Source organism: Proteus sp. G4380 (assembly GCF_963885725.1).
Taxonomy (GTDB): domain Bacteria; phylum Pseudomonadota; class Gammaproteobacteria; order Enterobacterales; family Enterobacteriaceae; genus Proteus; species Proteus mirabilis.
In genome coordinates, this window is the sequence record NZ_CAWPAV010000088.1 from 1 (window position 1) to 16,438 (window position 16,438).

A 16,438-nucleotide genomic window follows, 5' to 3' on the forward strand; every position below is an offset into this window, starting at 1 on the left:
ATGTGCGAACTCGATATTTTACACGACTCTCTTTACCAATTCTGCCCCGAATTACACTTAAAACGACTCAACAGCTTAACGTTGGCTTGCCACGCATTACTTGACTGTAAAACTCTCACTCTTACCGAACTTGGCCGTAACCTGCCAACCAAAGCGAGAACAAAACATAACATCAAACGAATCGACCGATTGTTAGGTAATCGTCACCTCCACAAAGAGCGACTCGCTGTATACCGTTGGCATGCTAGCTTTATCTGTTCGGGCAATACGATGCCCATTGTACTTGTTGACTGGTCTGATATTCGTGAGCAAAAACGACTTATGGTATTGCGAGCTTCAGTCGCACTACACGGTCGTTCTGTTACTCTTTATGAGAAAGCGTTCCCGCTTTCAGAGCAATGTTCAAAGAAAGCTCATGACCAATTTCTAGCCGACCTTGCGAGCATTCTACCGAGTAACACCACACCGCTCATTGTCAGTGATGCTGGCTTTAAAGTGCCATGGTATAAATCCGTTGAGAAGCTGGGTTGGTACTGGTTAAGTCGAGTAAGAGGAAAAGTACAATATGCAGACCTAGGAGCGGAAAACTGGAAACCTATCAGCAACTTACATGATATGTCATCTAGTCACTCAAAGACTTTAGGCTATAAGAGGCTGACTAAAAGCAATCCAATCTCATGCCAAATTCTATTGTATAAATCTCGCTCTAAAGGCCGAAAAAATCAGCGCTCGACACGGACTCATTGTCACCACCCGTCACCTAAAATCTACTCAGCGTCGGCAAAGGAGCCATGGGTTCTAGCAACTAACTTACCTGTTGAAATTCGAACACCCAAACAACTTGTTAATATCTATTCGAAGCGAATGCAGATTGAAGAAACCTTCCGAGACTTGAAAAGTCCTGCCTACGGACTAGGCCTACGCCATAGCCGAACGAGCAGCTCAGAGCGTTTTGATATCATGCTGCTAATCGCCCTGATGCTTCAACTAACATGTTGGCTTGCGGGCGTTCATGCTCAGAAACAAGGTTGGGACAAGCACTTCCAGGCTAACACAGTCAGAAATCGAAACGTACTCTCAACAGTTCGCTTAGGCATGGAAGTTTTGCGGCATTCTGGCTACACAATAACAAGGGAAGACTTACTCGTGGCTGCAACCCTACTAGCTCAAAATTTATTCACACATGGTTACGCTTTGGGGAAATTATGAGGGGATCTCTCAGTGCGGAGCCTCCCATACATCATCCTGGTAGTTATCAATCTCTTCCTGATAATCCGCAGCAAGCCTTTTTAGCGAATAGCGACAATATCGATTGAAATAGGCTAGGGATTCGTGAAGTGCGTCTGCTATGTCCTGTTCCTGGTGCATACTACGCCTACATTAATGTTAATGTGCTCTTGATCGGCATAGGGGCAGCAATTAGCTCTCCCCTATGTCGATCAGTTCAGATGGTCAGAATGACCCGAAACCAGCAAAATTTCCAACACAATGAGTAGTCGGTTATGGCAAAACAACAGAAAATGAGCGATCCAGTGATTATGGTACCGTAATTAACGCTGGATATTATGTCACACCTAATGCCAAGGTCTTTGCTGAATTTACATACAGTAAATATGATGAGGGCAAAGGATGTACTCAGATCATTGATAAGAATAGTGGTGATTCTGTCTCTATTGGCGGAGATGCTGCCGGTATTTCCAATAAAAATTATACTGTGACGGCGGGACTGCAATATCGCTTCTGAAAAATACAGATCATATCTCTCTTTTCATCCTCCCCTGACGGGGAGGATGTCTGTGAAAAGGAGGTTGGTGTTTGACCAACCTTCAGATGCGTGAGAAATCACTATTAGTCGTATTTTTTTCTGATGGATATGATGTCCTCCTGATAGTCTCCTGCATTGATAATTCCCCGCCCCTGAGTTATCTTATATGAAACAATATATATATTTTCAATCCTGTTCTCTTTTAGCTCGATATATACCCGTTCTGATATGCCGGATTCAGTACCTTTCATCATGTTAAAGACTGGTATGTATGATGACATATCTCTTGATATTTCTGTATTGCTATAGACCCACAGAATATTTCCATAATCAGAAAACGAGATAGTCCTTGGTTCACCGAGAAGATTCACAACCTTTGACTTGCTGTCGCCTTTATTTAATTCATTAAAGGCTGTCAGGCGTAGCTCATCTGGTTTTTTCTCAAACTTGTTTTTTTCTCTGAAATTGTTTATAGCAATATCATGATTGATAATAACACCATCTTTATCATAAGCGACAAAAAGAACACGATGTGCGTAAGTTCCACCTAAATCATTAAAATGTCCCTGGTAGGATGTAACATTATACCTGCCATCAGGAAAACTCTTCTTAACAATGTTTCTTCCCTCCTGCTTTTTATCCCCGAATAATGCATTCACTTCACTTATTGATGTTTTATGGTTTTCAATCTTTGCGTTTATTTGCTGTTCTGTTATATTCTTATCCGCAAGAATATTATTTCCGTCAATCCAGTTCGAACAGCCAGATAAAATCAGAATAAATGTTAACAGTGTCTTTCTCATAAAAATTCCTTTTTGCTAAATAATTGATAAAAACCATTCACCTGATAACTGATTCAGCTTTAGACAGAATAACTCCGCTCCACATACGATATAAACTATGCTATCGGTGCATCGGGAACCGCCGCCTGATAAATTTCAGCCCTCCCCAGACTGCCAGTGCTCTGCGTGGCCAGACAATCAGACGACGAGGTCTGGATTTCAGCGCATACAATGCAACTACTCCAACTGCGGGAACGATAACATTACGCCACTGATATAATGACAGCCAGCCGCGGTCAACAGGCGACGTTATCCTGAGCCAGTCTGCCTTTAACAGGCCCAGTGTCTGTCGTTGTTGCTCAATCTGTTTTAACAGTTTCTGTTTTCGGTTCTCCTCTGTTTTCCGGGTATTCATTCGTCATCCCTTTTCAGACAGTTCAGGTCTTCACTGAGTTGTTTACGGGTCTCTGATAATATCCTGCTTCCGGCAGTCTTTTTTTTAATGAAAATCACAAAAAATAATGCAATAACAAGAAAAACAGCAGAAGCACCACCTGATATGATAAGCCGATGTTCCGGTGAGACCGACAGCAAAATGAGAGTTAACCCCACCATCAGCAGCAACCCCAGAGTATTTTTCTTTTCTTCTTCCAGCTCAATTGGAATAAGCTCAAGGCGGATATGCAATATTCCTGTAAGGGTGGTGAAAACACGGTGTATATTGTCTATCAGACTACGGGATGGGCCATGTGGCTGGGTATTTCCTGTTTTCAAAACATCATCCTTTTGTTTAATAATTGATCTGGTGTGCTGCTTCTTTAGGAGTCAGTTTGGATATTGGAAATTATTGTACGTTTAGCGCATTATTTAACCAAATCACCCCGTAAGGGATTAATTTAGTGCCAGTGGCTATCGCTTTTAAATTATCTTGTAATCCATATCGCATTTAGGTTATCCGATTAGACAAAATCCACGGGAAATGGCGTATAGCACGGGAGTACACCCTATCGCGATAGGTAAGTCTGTTCAAAAAACAGGCTTACCGTACAATAATTTCCAATATCCAAACATCTGAATCGTTCCGGTCAGTGAATTATGAGTACCGCAATGCCTCTGCAGGCGGTATGGATGCTGCTTTCCATGCCGGATACAGTGTGGACAGTAAGGAGATGAGTATTGTTGCCAGAACGACGAAAATTACCTGCAATGGTTCTGTGGCTACGGGTAACTCGATATTTCCGGTCAGTAACCCCGTTACCGGCATCAGGTTATTTAACTGGCCTGCGAGTACTATACCTGATACTGCGCCAACCAGCGCACCGATGACACCTGTACTGACTCCCTGAACAATGAAAACCATCATTACCTGACGTGAAGTTAATCCCTGCGTCTGCAGTACCGCCACTTCGGCCTGTTTATCCATCACCATAAGTCCAAGAGAAGTGATGATATTAAATGCGGCAACAATCACGATAAGACTGAGTAAAAGCCCCATGATGTTTTTCTCCATCCGCTGGGCCTGGAATAACTCTCCTTTTCGCTCACGCCAGTCTGTCCATGTTATTCCGTCCGGCAGAGTCTGACGGCTAAGTTCTCCCACCTGCAATGGGGCTGTCAGCCACAGACGCCATCCTGAAAAACTCCCCGAAGGATAACGCATAAGGCGTGACGCATCCTGTATATTTACCAGTAGCTCACTCTTGTCAATGTCACTGCCGGCAGCAAAAATTCCTGCGACAGTAAACAGGCGCTGAGCAGGCAGACGACCGAGTGGAGTGAACTGACTGGCTGACGGAACCATAATGCGGACTTTATCACCGCGATTAACCCCCAACTGAGCCGCAATCTGTTCACCAAGAATGACATTATACTCACCCGGTTGTAATACGGACTGGCTCACATTGACCAGATAAGGTGACAGAGGGTCCTTTTCTGCCGGCCCGATACCCAGCATAATTCCGGCAGCCACATTGCCGGCACTTTGCAGCACAACCTCACCTGTTGTTAAGGGTGCAATTCGCTGAATACCTTCAAGCTTTATCCTGTCTGCAGGTAATATGTCGTCATTAATATAACCTTTCTCTGCAGAGAGAATGGCATGGGGCATCAGGTCCAGAATATTCTTCTGTAATTCACGTTCAAATCCGTTCATTACAGATAATACTGTTATCAGGGCCATAACGCCGAGAGTAATACCAATCGTTGAAAGCCAGGATACAAATCGGCTGAAGCGGTCTGCTGCGCTACCATATTTATAGCGAAGCCCTATAAAAACAGTTACAGGTTTGTACATATCTCTTTTTAACAACGGTTACTAATCAGAATTGTTTATACAACGGTTAGCAGGTAATAACCAGCAGGATAATTTTGACATTATCCACGCTCTGAAGGACGGGGCTTTACGGCGCACCGGGTAACACTATATTGATCAACGAACCGGCACCGTTGATAACCGAACTGAAAAACGTAACCAGTCAGCGTGGCAACCATCGCCGTATCGATTTAATCAAATACAGAAAAGCCACTGGAATCCCCCCACGATGAGTTGTTATATTATAACAGTATATCCTACTCATTCTAAAAAGGAGATGACGATGAAAATTAAGAGCATCGGTAAGGCTGTATTGCTGCTTGCACTGCTAACCTCGACGAGCTTTGCTGCGGGTAAGAATGTCAATGTTGAGTTCAGAAAAGGCCATAGCAGCGCTCAGTACTCCGGCGAAATAAAGGGATATGATTACGATACATATACCTTCTATGCCAAAAAAGGTCAGAAAGTGCATGTGAGTATCTCTAATGAAAGCGCTGATACTTACCTCTTTGGACCAGGGATCGATGATTCTGTTGATTTATCCCGATATTCTCCAGAACTTGATAGTAACGGACAATACGTACTCCCTGATTCTGGCAAATATGAGTTGCGAGTGCTGCAAACTCGAAACGATGCCCGTAAAAACAAGACTAAAAAATATAGCGTCGATATTCAAATTAAATAAAAGTTAACCGACGGGGCTCTCCCCGTCATAAACGTTATCGCCCCACTCCTCTCGGTCGTTCAAAAGGTTAATGACTAATATAAAAAGGCATGTGACGACGACCTGAAAATACCGGATAGGACATAAAATCCATCACTCACAACATATGAATAAAATCTTTGTGATGAATTGATAAAAACCTTTCACCTGATAACTGATTCAGTTTTAGCCAGAGCAACTCCGCTCCACATACGATATAAATTACTATCGGAGCAGCGAGAACGATAACATTACGCCACTGATATAATGACTGCCAGCCGCGGTCAACAGGCGACGTTATCCTGAGCCAGTCTGCCTTTAACAGGCCAGTGTCTGTCGTTGTTGCTCAATCTGTTTTAACAGTTTCTGTTTTCGGTTCTCCTCTGTTTTCCGGGTATTCATTCGTCATCCCTTTTCAGACAGTTCAGGTCTTCACTGAGTTGTTTACGGGTCTCTGATAATATCCTGCTTCCGGCAGTCTTTTTTTTAATGAAAATCACAAAAAATAATGCAATAACAAGAAAAACAGCAGAAGCACCACCTGATATGATAAGCCGATGTTCCGGTGAGACCGACAGCAAAATGAATATCAGAAGCGATATAACCCCAAATACAGTGAATATCAGGGTTACCCCCACCATCAGCAGCAACTCCAGAATATTTTTCTTTTCCTCTTCCAGCTCAATCGCAATAAGCTCAAGGCGGGTATGCAATATTCCTGTAAGAGTATTGAAGATACGGTGTATATTGTCCATCAGGCTACGGGATGGTCCACGCGGCTGGATATTTCCTGTTGTCAAGACATCATCCTTTTATTTAATAATTTTTCTACTACACACTCTGCATACTCCATTTTCCCCGGACTGACCGGGGAAAGAGGATTATTCGCTCACCTTTTCACTTACAGCATCTCCGGCCTGCTGTGCTGCTTCTTTAGTCCTGTTCCAGGCTTTTTCGGTTGTTTCTTTGGTTCTGTTCCAGGCTTTCTGTGCATCTTCCTTTACTTTATCAGTCGTACTCACCTCTCCACCATTCTTGAGGCGGTTCTCAACCTGCTGTTGTTTTTCCTCAATCCGATGTTCGGCCTTGTGCGCAGCTTCTTCTGCCCGGTTAGATATTTTTTCGGCCTGCTGACTGGCCTGGTTTTTTAAATGCTCGGTATGAGTGGACGCATCAGCCAGTACGCCTGCTGATACCAGCATAGCAGAAAGAAACCATGTTTTTAATGCATTCATACTTTACTCCTTATACAGATGAAACAATATTATCTGTCACAAAAAAGGCGGGCTTTTGCCCGCGTTTAATATTATTTTCGTCCGATGAGCAGGCCAATCAGCAGGCCAACACCCGCGGCGATGGAAATTGCCGCGAAGGGATTATTTTCTACATTATTACGTACAACATCCGCCGCCTCCTGGGCAGCCTGACCACCCTGTGCAGCGATTTTACGGGCAGCACCTTTTACCTGATTTCCGTAATCATCAGTCAGTTCACCATATTTCTCCTGAACTTCTCCGGCTACTTCTTTTGCTTTATCTTCAACTTTCTCAAACATGATGTACTCCTTCACAGTTATAAACTCGAATTTAATCCGGTACATTTGTACCGGTTATTGGCTTCAAGCAAGATACGTGCCAGTTATTCTTCCTCGCATCAGAAAGGCAGGACTTAAATTAATATATGGTAGCAAGGTCATTATGACTAAAATGTGGTTAAAATCACCACTTTAACAAGAACCGTAAGAAAACATACAAAAATAGTGTTTTCGAGCTAAAAATGAGGCGAAACTGGAAACGAGATTTTATTAACAAATAAGCAACATAAAAAACGGTGGAAAACGCCTAGGAAAACATGATCTTTTGAGCGGATTTTTTAGATCCGACAACGAACGGTGATCCGGTGGTGCCGATAACGTCCATTATGTTAAATAGTCCCGTTTTTCTTGAAATTATAACCTATGGGTTATATAATCAGTGGTATAAACTACAGGTTATAGGATTGAGCATGTGGGCGGTACTTTTTAGCCAGCGATTTGACGACTGGCTAAATGAGCAAGAAGACGCTCTTCAGGAAAAGGTTTTGGCTGATTTGAAAAAGCTACAGGTTTACGGACCTGAGTTACCCAGGCTATATGCCGATACCGTGAAAGGTTCTCGGTACAAAAATATGAAAGAGCTTCGCGTTCAGTTTTCTGGCCGTCCGATAAGAGCCTTTTATGCGTTCGATCCGATTCGTCGGGCTATCGTTCTTTGTGCAGGAGATAAAAGTAATGATAAGCGGTTTTATGAAAAACTGGTGCGTATAGCTGAGGATGAATTTACAGCACATCTGAACACACTGGAGAGCAAGTAATGAGAACATTAGATGAGGTGATTGCCAGTCGTTCACCTGAAAGCCAGACACGAATTAAAGAAATGGCAGATGAGATGATTCTTGAGGTCGGCTTGCAGATGATGCGTGAAGAACTCCAGTTATCACAAAAACAAGTTGCTGAGGCGATGGGTATAAGCCAGCCAGCAGTAACAAAACTTGAGCAGCGTGGTAACGAATTGAAGCTTGCTACACTGAAGCGTTACATTGAGGCGATGGGGGGAAAGTTAAGTCTCGATGTTGAATTGCCTACAGGCAAGCGTGTAGCTTTCCACCTGTAAAAAATTGAGCATCAACAGATGAGAACACTGGAAGAAGTAATTGAGGCCCAGTCACCTGAAAGTCAGGCTATCATCAAAGCTATGGCTGATAAGATGATTCTGGAAACCGGAGTAGAAATAATGAATACAGTGCAGATTCCAACAGGTTCGATTAAGACATTCGGGCTGTTTGGTATTCCTTACGAGGTAGGGGAACCAGCACAGGAACTTCCCGATGGTGATATTCTTGTCAACATTATACTGGTTCAGACTGGTGAGAAAGAGCTGTACAAACTTTCAAAACTATTACAGGATCCTGATGCAGAATAAGTTATGTACGCAATATCATTTGATTTAACCGTTGCAGATACAGAAAAACACCATCCGAAAGGCGTGTCACAGGCTTACAACGATATAAGTTCGACCCTTAAAAGGTACGGATTTGAGCGAATCCAGGGGAGCCTGTACACAAATAGCGATGAAAATATGGCAAATCTTTTTCAGGCTATGAACGCATTAAAAGCTCTTGAATGGTTCCCAAATTCAGTCAGGGATATCAGAGCATTCAGGATTGAACAGTGGTCTGACTTCACTTCGTCTATGAAGGGTTGACATCCTTCCCTAATGGATGTGGAGAATGTCAAGTTTAAGCTATGGGTGGAAAGTTAAGCCTGGATGTTGAACTCCCTACCGGAAAGCGAATGACCTTTAAGATTTAGTTCAAATGACGATGAAAAAGGGGCGAAAAGCCCCTTTTTTGCGCATTAATAATCTTTAAATTCTATCATATTATTATTGTTAATATTATTTTTAATTTGTTATTGTTATTGTTATTGTTATTGTTATTGTTATTGTTATTGTTATTGTTATTGTTATTGTTATGATAATAAATTGAAATCATAACTTGTGTATTTTTTTATTCTATCTAATTCCAGTTTCAATATCTTAATATTTATGATGTTTTATGTTATAAACTAAATGTGTTAACAGCCTCTTATGTTAACACATTGTTAAGATTGATGTATCTTACATTGCAATTTATTTATCGAGGAATAACGATAATCTATCTACTTTGGTGGGATATGTTGCTATGAATAATAAATTAATTTTATCATCTATACTATTAACATTATCTGGTGTTAGCCTTTGTTCTTTTGCTGCTAATCCTAAAGGCTACTCATCTATAGCTATTGGTGCGGATAATACAGAATCTTCAGGTATTGGCAGTATCGCTATTGGTAAGGGAATTGGTGATGCTACAAGATCAGAACAAAATTTCTCAGTAGTAATAGGTCCAAATTCTAAGTCTTTGAATATACCAGAAAAAGGAGGAGCAGGAGCATCAGTAGTAATAGGATACGATTCTGCAACAGAAGCAGGGACTTTTTCGACTATAGTTGGATCCAGATCGAAAATTGATTCAGAAGGAAACTATTCAACTTTAATCGGTAACAAAGCTTCAGTAACTAAATTGCCTGAAAATAATTCATCCTTAGATGTGAGTGGTAAAAAAATAACAGTATCCGCTGATGGACATATTTCTGTTGACTCATCTGTTGATCCTCATGCTAAGGAGAAATATGGGAATCAATATGCGTCATCTGTAATGGGATATAAATCAAGTTCCCACAATATTGAAGGAACGGCAGTAGGTTCCTTTTCGACGGTGGTTGGTGAATTTGGTACAGCATTGGGTAGTCAATCATTATCAATTGGCTCTGGCAGTTCTGCCATAGGATTAGAGTCTCATTCCATTGGTAAAAATAGTATTGCATTAGGATCATATTCAGCCTCTCAGGAAACTGATTCTGTTTCCATTGGATATTTATCTGAGTCTAATTCAAAAGGCAGTATTGCTCTTGGGGCAAGATCGAAAACGCATAATCAATATGATGATACTGTATCTAAATATACCGCTGTAGAGAACACAGATAGTAAGAATGGTGTTGTATCTTTAGGAAGGGAAGCAACAACGACAGAGCCCATGATAAACAGAAGAATCACGAATCTTGCCGGGGGCGTAAATCCTACAGATGCTGTGAATATGTCCCAATTAGATGTTGTCACTAAAGCTATAGGCATGAGTGAAGATGAAATTAAAAATATAGAAAAAGACCCCAGCAAATCAGTAGTTGCAAGAATAAATGAAGAAAAAAAAGCCAGAACAAGTGCAATCAATGAAGAGAAAAGACTCCGTGAACAAGGTGATTTAAACACTCTAGAAATGGCAAACAAATATACTGCATCTAGCGTTGATACATTAGGTAAAAACTTCAATAAAACATTAAATGATTTACAGCAGAAAAATGAGCAAAGATTCTCACAAATGAATAAAAAAATAGATAGAGTCGAAAAGCGTGCTAATGCGGGTATTGCCGGAGTTACCGCTATTTCATCAATTCCTTATGTTAATAATGAGCGCTTTTCATTTGGTATGGGCGTGGGGCATTATCGTGATGCTCAAGCAATCGCAGCCGGAGTTCAATATAAAGTGAGCCAGAATGCTAACATACGAGTCAACACATCATGGAACAATGGTGGTGATACAAACTTAGGAGCTGGTTTTGCCATTGGGTGGTAAATTAGCGAGCCTGTTTAAGATTCTGTGTAAATGCCTTGTCTCAGAAGTGACCGTCCAGGCGGTCACCGAACTCGATAAATAAATATCCTCCGGCATAGCCGGAGGTTTTTCAAATGCGCCTATAAGGCTCTCTTACCAGCCGCGCCCTAACAGGCGCACACGATCTGACATTTGCATCCAACTTCGTTACTTACGGCCCGTAAACGGGCTGCCCGGATAGGGAATCGATAACTGCTCTCCCATTTTATCCTCTTCTGTACGACGGATTTACGCTGGTCTCCATGGGCAGTGACGACGAGTCCCGTCGCCTGTAGTTCCTGTATTCCTTTTTGCCGGATGTTGAGTGCCGCATTGAGCTTGCGGGACAGCGCTTTTTGTTTGCGTCGCAGATTACGACTGGCTGAAACACTATCAGTTACGACTCTTTAACCAGTTTTGAATGAGTTCTATATTTACCTGTGTCATATCAATGCCATCTTCCACACAAGCTAATTTAAATGCAAGATGTAACTCTTCTGGAATATTCATTTGTAACTTTCTGGTTGCTCCCGCAGGTTTCTTCAGTGCATCCAGAGCAGTGTTTGTTGCCTTATGATTCCCAAGTTTCATTTTACTCATTTTAATAGTCCAAGTATTTCTTCTGTAATAACTGATATTTCACCTTTAGCAGCACTATCTTTTGTATCAAATATAGTACCACCATCCAGCATAGATCTTATATATGACTGCCTGTACGACGTTCCTGTTTTTAATGCTGGTATGCTTGTTTCTGCAATAGATTCTTTCAGCAAAGATAACATATGCGTTTGCTGTACTTTTTTAGTAATCAAAAAGCGAGCAATCACCGGGCGTAAATCCTGACGAGCTTCTATCACTGCCAATATCGCGCCACACGCAGCAAAATCAAGCGGCGAAGGAGTAACTGGAATAATAACAAGATCAGAAACCATAACAGCAGCCGCCGATATCGCCGAAATCGCAGCAGCACCATCAATAATGATAAAATCGTGCAAAGGAAGCGCCTTCCGCAAACGGTAAATTTCTTTTTCTGCCGTAGCTTCCGCTACATCAAAAACACACTTACTGTCATCATACCAGTTACTAACACTTCCCTGGGGATCGGTATCCACAACAACAACTTTGTAACCCTTACGAGCAAGAGCAGTAGCAATATTAACTGCCGAGGTTGTCTTAGACACCCCCCCCTTACCATTTAAAAATGCTATCACGTTAGGCATTCACCTCTCCCCTTTGTTCAAATAGTACCTCTGCCAAGTATTCAAATAATCTCATATTCATAAAATTATGCAATCATAAAATTACATAATCAAATAGTTACAAAATGATATAATCATATAATCCCATGATCATATAAACAAAAATCCGGAGTACGCAGATGGGGCTTCCCCGATAATTGTAGGAAGGCTCAGAACGCCATATTCAGCTTCCCGTAGTGGAACATTGCTCCCAGCATCGGCTTCTACTAATTTGACATCCTCCACGCCCTGAAGGACGGGGCTTTACGGCGCACTGGGTAATGAACAGGCAGGTATCAAAGTGGAACCATTTACGATGGTTATAGGTATTTTCAGCGATTCCGACCGTAACAGTAACGGAACCTGTATTTTCATCAAGGGTAAGAGATTTTACCAGCCATGGTGCAGTTAATAGAGAAATTTTTCGTCCATATAATTTCATTCTGATGCTTACTTTAAACTGATATTATTATTTTTTGCCCACTTTCTTAATCTTCCATTAGCATTGGCGTAAGGCGAAGATGTGTTAAATGAGATCATTCTCCCCATCGTCCATTTTTTGTACCATGGCCTTCCATACAAAATATCATCGGTACGATCATCAATAAGGTTCACAATCTCATTTTTTACAACTTGAAGTTCAGCTACTAACAAATCATAACTTAGCTCACTGTAATCTGAGTAAAATTTTTGAGCAAGAAGGCCAAGCTGATTCCATTTATAGCCAGTTTCAGGAAAATCGACTGGCAGACCTTTAGTATCAGAAGTGATCCATTTTATAACAAGAGCATTCCATCCAAGCAGATACGAAACTAGATCACGGACACTCATCTCGGTTCCTTTGGCATGTCCGTCCATTGATTTATCTGAAGTAATTTCTGGTGGGATTGCGTTGAGGTAACTAATTAATTTACTGAAATTTTTATCAATAGCTAAAAGCAGTTCAGCTTTTGTTTGCGGCACACTCATAATATCTCCCACTTGATTACAATAATTTCCGATATTCAAACAACCACGTACAAAGACTAGATAATCAGATAATCAGATAATCAGATAATCAGATAATCAGATAATCAGATAATCAGATAATCAGATAATCAGATAATCAGATAATCAGATAATCAGATAATCAGATAATCAGATAATCAGATAATCAGATAATCATAAAAAATATATAATCTTTATCATTTTTCGATAATCCAGTCTCGAATAACAAGAAATAGCGACAAAATGAGAGTGCTACGTGAAATAAGCAAAAGAGTGAGATCACGTAGCAACGCCAGTTGTCTACCTATCGTTCAGCAGACCATCCATCATTTTTCAATACCAGAGAGATGCGATTTTCCTGTTTCTCTTTCAAATTAACCTTAATCAGAGGAAATGCCGCCTGAATATCATCACGCTTAGCCCATTCTGCAATACTGGTAGGGCTGAATGTGTAATTAACCCTCGTGATTTTCATTCCCATCGCATCACCAGGTTCAGTAAAATCAATGATCTCATCAACCTTATAGTGACCGACACAGAAGTCAGGTCGCTCTGGCGATTTCAGATATTTTTTCCCTTTATCTGTCAGAGCATATTCACGTCCGGGTACTTTTTTACCTGTTTTAGAAAATCCGATAGTTTCATCAACCTGGGTATCTTTTACTGTCAATAAGCCAGCTTTAACCAGTGCATCAAACGTGGAAAACTGTCTGGCGTTTATTTCGTCTGCCCGTTCCTGAGATGTATATCGATTAGTCTGAGCCACAGATAATTGAACTGGATAAGGCTTACTATCAAGCATTCCGAGAGGGTTGATAGTAATGCATTCATTCTCAAGTTTTGTATTAATTGCTTTTTCAAAGTTTGATTTATTGGCATCTTTAGAAGAATCACACCCTGCCAGCAATAATGAACTTAACGCTATCATCAAAAAATTTTTTGATTTGTCCATCATTTATCCCCTTAATCAGAAAAATATCATAAATTTTCAGTACATTAATACTGATCTAAATCACCGCAACCAAGAGGGCAGCAATTGCGATCAAGGCCGTGACAACAATAGCCATTTTCCGTGTCTCGGCGTATCTCATCCGTGATCTCTTCTGCAGAACGATAATCAAATTCTTGGCGAGCCAGTTCAAATGCCAGAGTCTGTTGTTCTTCTGGTAATCCGGCAACAAAATTATCAATGGCTGCACTCAAACGACGTTGATATAGCTCAAAAACAAGACCACAACCAGGCATAATCTTTCTTGATAAAATATCCAGTTCTGAGCGAAATTTATCAGTATCGAAAGTCTCCATAATTTTCACCTGCGCAAGTTATTTGATGCGATTGTTGCCTCTGATTTGGGTAAGCAATTTTCATTGCTACTGATTATAAAGTATACGCCCATGTAAATTATTATGGAATATGCCGCTTTAGCGGCATGGAAGGCACGAAAAATGGCTTCATAGAGTCACAGATGCCAGGTCGCGCCGATACCCCTAACCAGGGAGTTTCATGTCGCCAGGAACCGCGTCAGCCCCCTGCTAAGCCTGACCGCACGAAACCTACAGCTATTCAGGTGGTAGGTGGTAGGTGGTAGGTGGTAGGTGGTAGGTGGTAGGTGGTAGGTGGTCGTAGACCGTCGATATTACAGCGATGATAGATGAATAATAGTTCGATTGTGATGATGGCGTGGGCTTATCGCTATCATGGCCGTGCCAGTGACGAAACAATGTTACGCCTTGAAGAAGCCAGGCGGCATAGAATCGGGCTGTGGTCGTCATCTGATCCAGTGGAGCCGTGGAAATGGCGCAAACAGAATAAATAGGATTATATTTTTCTATAACCCTCATTGACAAATTGGCGATTTCTCATTCAAATTAAATGTTTTCATCTTTAAGGAGGAAGTATATGCCTAACATCAAATTTAACTTTAGTGGGTTAAATACAATTTACGCTGAGGCTTGGGCGAAAAAAGATCCAACTATTGCTTTTGAAATAAGACTAGGTGCAGGTTGTTTTGTCTTTATGATGTTCCTGTCAAAAGAAGATAGTGAACAGAATGATAAATTATTCATATATTATCGAAATATCAACACATTATCACAGTTGAAACTATACGGTTCTCATCTAGGCGGCGATTTTTTTGCTTACATCAAGCCTAAAGAAGAAGCTCTTATTAGGCACTGATGAATCCCCTAATGATTTTTATCAAAATCATTAAGTTAAGGTAGATACACATCTTGTCATATGATCAAATGGTTTCGCCAAAAATCAATAATCAGACAACAAAATGTGCGAACTCGATATTTTACACGACTCTCTTTACCAATTCTGCCCCGAATTACACTTAAAACGACTCAACAGCTTAACGTTGGCTTGCCACGCATTACTTGACTGTAAAACTCTCACTCTTACCGAACTTGGCCGTAACCTGCCAACCAAAGCGAGAACAAAACATAACATCAAACGAATCGACCGATTGTTAGGTAATCGTCACCTCCACAAAGAGCGACTCGCTGTATACCGTTGGCATGCTAGCTTTATCTGTTCGGGCAATACGATGCCCATTGTACTTGTTGACTGGTCTGATATTCGTGAGCAAAAACGACTTATGGTATTGCGAGCTTCAGTCGCACTACACGGTCGTTCTGTTACTCTTTATGAGAAAGCGTTCCCGCTTTCAGAGCAATGTTCAAAGAAAGCTCATGACCAATTTCTAGCCGACCTTGCGAGCATTCTACCGAGTAACACCACACCGCTCATTGTCAGTGATGCTGGCTTTAAAGTGCCATGGTATAAATCCGTTGAGAAGCTGGGTTGGTACTGGTTAAGTCGAGTAAGAGGAAAAGTACAATATGCAGACCTAGGAGCGGAAAACTGGAAACCTATCAGCAACTTACATGATATGTCATCTAGTCACTCAAAGACTTTAGGCTATAAGAGGCTGACTAAAAGCAATCCAATCTCATGCCAAATTCTATTGTATAAATCTCGCTCTAAAGGCCGAAAAAATCAGCGCTCGACACGGACTCATTGTCACCACCCGTCACCTAAAATCTACTCAGCGTCGGCAAAGGAGCCATGGGTTCTAGCAACTAACTTACCTGTTGAAATTCGAACACCCAAACAACTTGTTAATATCTATTCGAAGCGAATGCAGATTGAAGAAACCTTCCGAGACTTGAAAAGTCCTGCCTACGGACTAGGCCTACGCCATAGCCGAACGAGCAGCTCAGAGCGTTTTGATATCATGCTGCTAATCGCCCTGATGCTTCAACTAACATGTTGGCTTGCGGGCGTTCATGCTCAGAAACAAGGTTGGGACAAGCACTTCCAGGCTAACACAGTCAGAAATCGAAACGTACTCTCAACAGTTCGCTTAGGCATGGAAGTTTTGCGGCATTCTGGCTACACAATAACAAGGGAAGACT

The 16,438-nt window shown here is 41.4% G+C and carries 21 protein-coding genes and 4 pseudogenes; 11 read left to right on the plus strand and 14 right to left on the minus strand.

Translation table 11 applies throughout. The features are described 5' to 3' along the window. Both AACU98_RS07295 and AACU98_RS07300 read left to right on the plus strand, forming a co-directional pair. Entirely contained in the window at window positions 1-1,209 is a 1,209-nt protein-coding gene (locus tag AACU98_RS07295) for an IS4-like element ISVsa5 family transposase (RefSeq protein WP_001339197.1), read from the plus strand. Between the two features lie 319 nt (window positions 1,210-1,528). Then, window positions 1,529-1,744 (plus strand): annotated as a pseudogene (locus AACU98_RS07300) (omptin family outer membrane protease); the annotation flags it as partial. A gap of 104 nt (window positions 1,745-1,848) precedes the next feature. Here the strand turns inward: AACU98_RS07300 and AACU98_RS07305 are convergent. The 4 genes from AACU98_RS07305 to lolC all read right to left on the minus strand — a co-directional run bounded on the left by AACU98_RS07305 (window position 1,849) and on the right by lolC (window position 4,840). After that, complete coding sequence (locus AACU98_RS07305; RefSeq protein WP_001520030.1) at window positions 1,849-2,568, minus strand: hypothetical protein; 720 nt, start codon at window positions 2,566-2,568, stop codon at window positions 1,849-1,851. Between the two features lie 100 nt (window positions 2,569-2,668). Further along, window positions 2,669-2,962, minus strand: coding sequence for a YqjK-like family protein (locus tag AACU98_RS07310; protein WP_049218683.1), 294 nt, complete (start codon window positions 2,960-2,962; stop codon window positions 2,669-2,671). Beyond that, the gene (locus AACU98_RS07315; RefSeq protein WP_161735747.1) at window positions 2,959-3,321 is read right to left on the minus strand and encodes a phage holin family protein; all 363 of its coding nucleotides are present in this window, start codon (window positions 3,319-3,321) and stop codon (window positions 2,959-2,961) included. Before AACU98_RS07315 ends, AACU98_RS07310 begins: the two co-directional genes overlap by 4 nt. A gap of 319 nt (window positions 3,322-3,640) precedes the next feature. After that, entirely contained in the window at window positions 3,641-4,840 is a 1,200-nt protein-coding gene (gene lolC / locus AACU98_RS07320; protein ID WP_049218680.1) for a lipoprotein-releasing ABC transporter permease subunit LolC, read from the minus strand. A gap of 301 nt (window positions 4,841-5,141) precedes the next feature. Between lolC and pliG the strand changes: the two genes are divergently transcribed. Next, window positions 5,142-5,543, plus strand: coding sequence for a g-type lysoyme inhibitor PliG (gene pliG, locus AACU98_RS07325; RefSeq protein WP_049218678.1), 402 nt, complete (start codon window positions 5,142-5,144; stop codon window positions 5,541-5,543). A 416-nt stretch (window positions 5,544-5,959) separates the two neighbouring features. Here the strand turns inward: pliG and AACU98_RS07330 are convergent, their stop codons facing one another. From AACU98_RS07330 to AACU98_RS07340, 3 genes are all read right to left on the minus strand, one after another. Continuing rightward, on the minus strand, window positions 5,960-6,361 hold the full coding sequence (locus tag AACU98_RS07330; protein WP_060555124.1) for a phage holin family protein: 402 nt from the start codon (window positions 6,359-6,361) through the stop codon (window positions 5,960-5,962). 81 nt (window positions 6,362-6,442) lie between these two features. Beyond that, window positions 6,443-6,796: a hypothetical protein gene (locus AACU98_RS07335; RefSeq protein WP_060555123.1), complete on the minus strand. Its 354-nt coding sequence runs from the start codon at window positions 6,794-6,796 to the stop codon at window positions 6,443-6,445. Between the two features lie 71 nt (window positions 6,797-6,867). After that, window positions 6,868-7,116, minus strand: coding sequence for a DUF883 family protein (locus AACU98_RS07340; RefSeq protein ID WP_060555122.1), 249 nt, complete (start codon window positions 7,114-7,116; stop codon window positions 6,868-6,870). A 449-nt stretch (window positions 7,117-7,565) separates the two neighbouring features. On the opposite strand from AACU98_RS07340, the gene AACU98_RS07345 reads away from it, so the two are divergent. From AACU98_RS07345 to AACU98_RS07365, 5 genes are all read left to right on the plus strand, one after another. Next, complete coding sequence (locus AACU98_RS07345) at window positions 7,566-7,913, plus strand: type II toxin-antitoxin system RelE/ParE family toxin (RefSeq protein WP_060555121.1); 348 nt, start codon at window positions 7,566-7,568, stop codon at window positions 7,911-7,913. Then, window positions 7,913-8,212 (plus strand): helix-turn-helix domain-containing protein, encoded by a 300-nt coding sequence (locus AACU98_RS07350; protein ID WP_060555120.1) that lies wholly within the window; start codon window positions 7,913-7,915, stop codon window positions 8,210-8,212. The genes AACU98_RS07345 and AACU98_RS07350 overlap by 1 nt, the downstream gene beginning before the upstream one ends. Window positions 8,213-8,230: 18 nt before the next feature. Further along, window positions 8,231-8,521 (plus strand): DUF5397 family protein, encoded by a 291-nt coding sequence (locus tag AACU98_RS07355; RefSeq protein WP_306302046.1) that lies wholly within the window; start codon window positions 8,231-8,233, stop codon window positions 8,519-8,521. Window positions 8,522-8,524: 3 nt separating this feature from the next. Continuing rightward, window positions 8,525-8,803 carry a virulence factor gene (locus tag AACU98_RS07360; RefSeq protein ID WP_060555119.1) on the plus strand — a complete coding sequence of 93 codons (279 nt, stop codon included), beginning with the start codon at window positions 8,525-8,527 and terminating at the stop codon, window positions 8,801-8,803. A gap of 478 nt (window positions 8,804-9,281) precedes the next feature. Further along, window positions 9,282-10,772, plus strand: a complete 1,491-nt coding sequence (locus AACU98_RS07365; RefSeq protein WP_060555118.1) for a YadA-like family protein — start codon at window positions 9,282-9,284, stop codon at window positions 10,770-10,772. Between the two features lie 186 nt (window positions 10,773-10,958). Here AACU98_RS07365 and AACU98_RS07370 read toward each other — a convergent pair. The 7 genes and pseudogenes from AACU98_RS07370 to AACU98_RS07400 form a co-directional block, all read right to left on the minus strand. Continuing rightward, window positions 10,959-11,027 (minus strand): annotated as a pseudogene (locus AACU98_RS07370) (IS200/IS605 family transposase); the annotation flags it as partial. Then, window positions 11,027-11,134 (minus strand): annotated as a pseudogene (locus AACU98_RS07375) (RNA-guided endonuclease InsQ/TnpB family protein); the annotation flags it as partial. The pseudogenes AACU98_RS07375 and AACU98_RS07370, both read right to left, overlap by 1 nt. 49 nt (window positions 11,135-11,183) lie before the next feature. After that, complete coding sequence (locus tag AACU98_RS07380; RefSeq protein WP_060555117.1) at window positions 11,184-11,390, minus strand: plasmid partition protein ParG; 207 nt, start codon at window positions 11,388-11,390, stop codon at window positions 11,184-11,186. Further along, window positions 11,387-12,010: a ParA family protein gene (locus AACU98_RS07385; RefSeq protein ID WP_060555116.1), complete on the minus strand. Its 624-nt coding sequence runs from the start codon at window positions 12,008-12,010 to the stop codon at window positions 11,387-11,389. Before AACU98_RS07385 ends, AACU98_RS07380 begins: the two co-directional genes overlap by 4 nt. Window positions 12,011-12,478: 468 nt before the next feature. Then, window positions 12,479-12,997 (minus strand): ClbS/DfsB family four-helix bundle protein, encoded by a 519-nt coding sequence (locus AACU98_RS07390; protein ID WP_060555115.1) that lies wholly within the window; start codon window positions 12,995-12,997, stop codon window positions 12,479-12,481. A 322-nt stretch (window positions 12,998-13,319) separates the two neighbouring features. Then, window positions 13,320-13,970, minus strand: coding sequence for a hypothetical protein (locus AACU98_RS07395; RefSeq protein WP_109880811.1), 651 nt, complete (start codon window positions 13,968-13,970; stop codon window positions 13,320-13,322). A gap of 41 nt (window positions 13,971-14,011) precedes the next feature. After that, a complete protein-coding gene (locus tag AACU98_RS07400) occupies window positions 14,012-14,320 on the minus strand; it encodes a hypothetical protein (RefSeq protein WP_001520048.1) in 309 nt (102 codons plus the stop codon). 371 nt (window positions 14,321-14,691) lie between these two features. On the opposite strand from AACU98_RS07400, the pseudogene AACU98_RS07405 reads away from it, so the two are divergent. The 3 genes and pseudogenes from AACU98_RS07405 to AACU98_RS07415 all read left to right on the plus strand — a co-directional run. Further along, window positions 14,692-14,832, plus strand: a pseudogene (locus AACU98_RS07405) (thermonuclease family protein); the annotation flags it as partial. Between the two features lie 83 nt (window positions 14,833-14,915). Further along, window positions 14,916-15,194: a hypothetical protein gene (locus AACU98_RS07410; protein WP_226894359.1), complete on the plus strand. Its 279-nt coding sequence runs from the start codon at window positions 14,916-14,918 to the stop codon at window positions 15,192-15,194. A 103-nt stretch (window positions 15,195-15,297) separates the two neighbouring features. Then, window positions 15,298-16,438: IS4-like element ISVsa5 family transposase (locus AACU98_RS07415; RefSeq protein WP_001443860.1), on the plus strand; the 1,141-nt coding region annotated here is incomplete at its 3' end.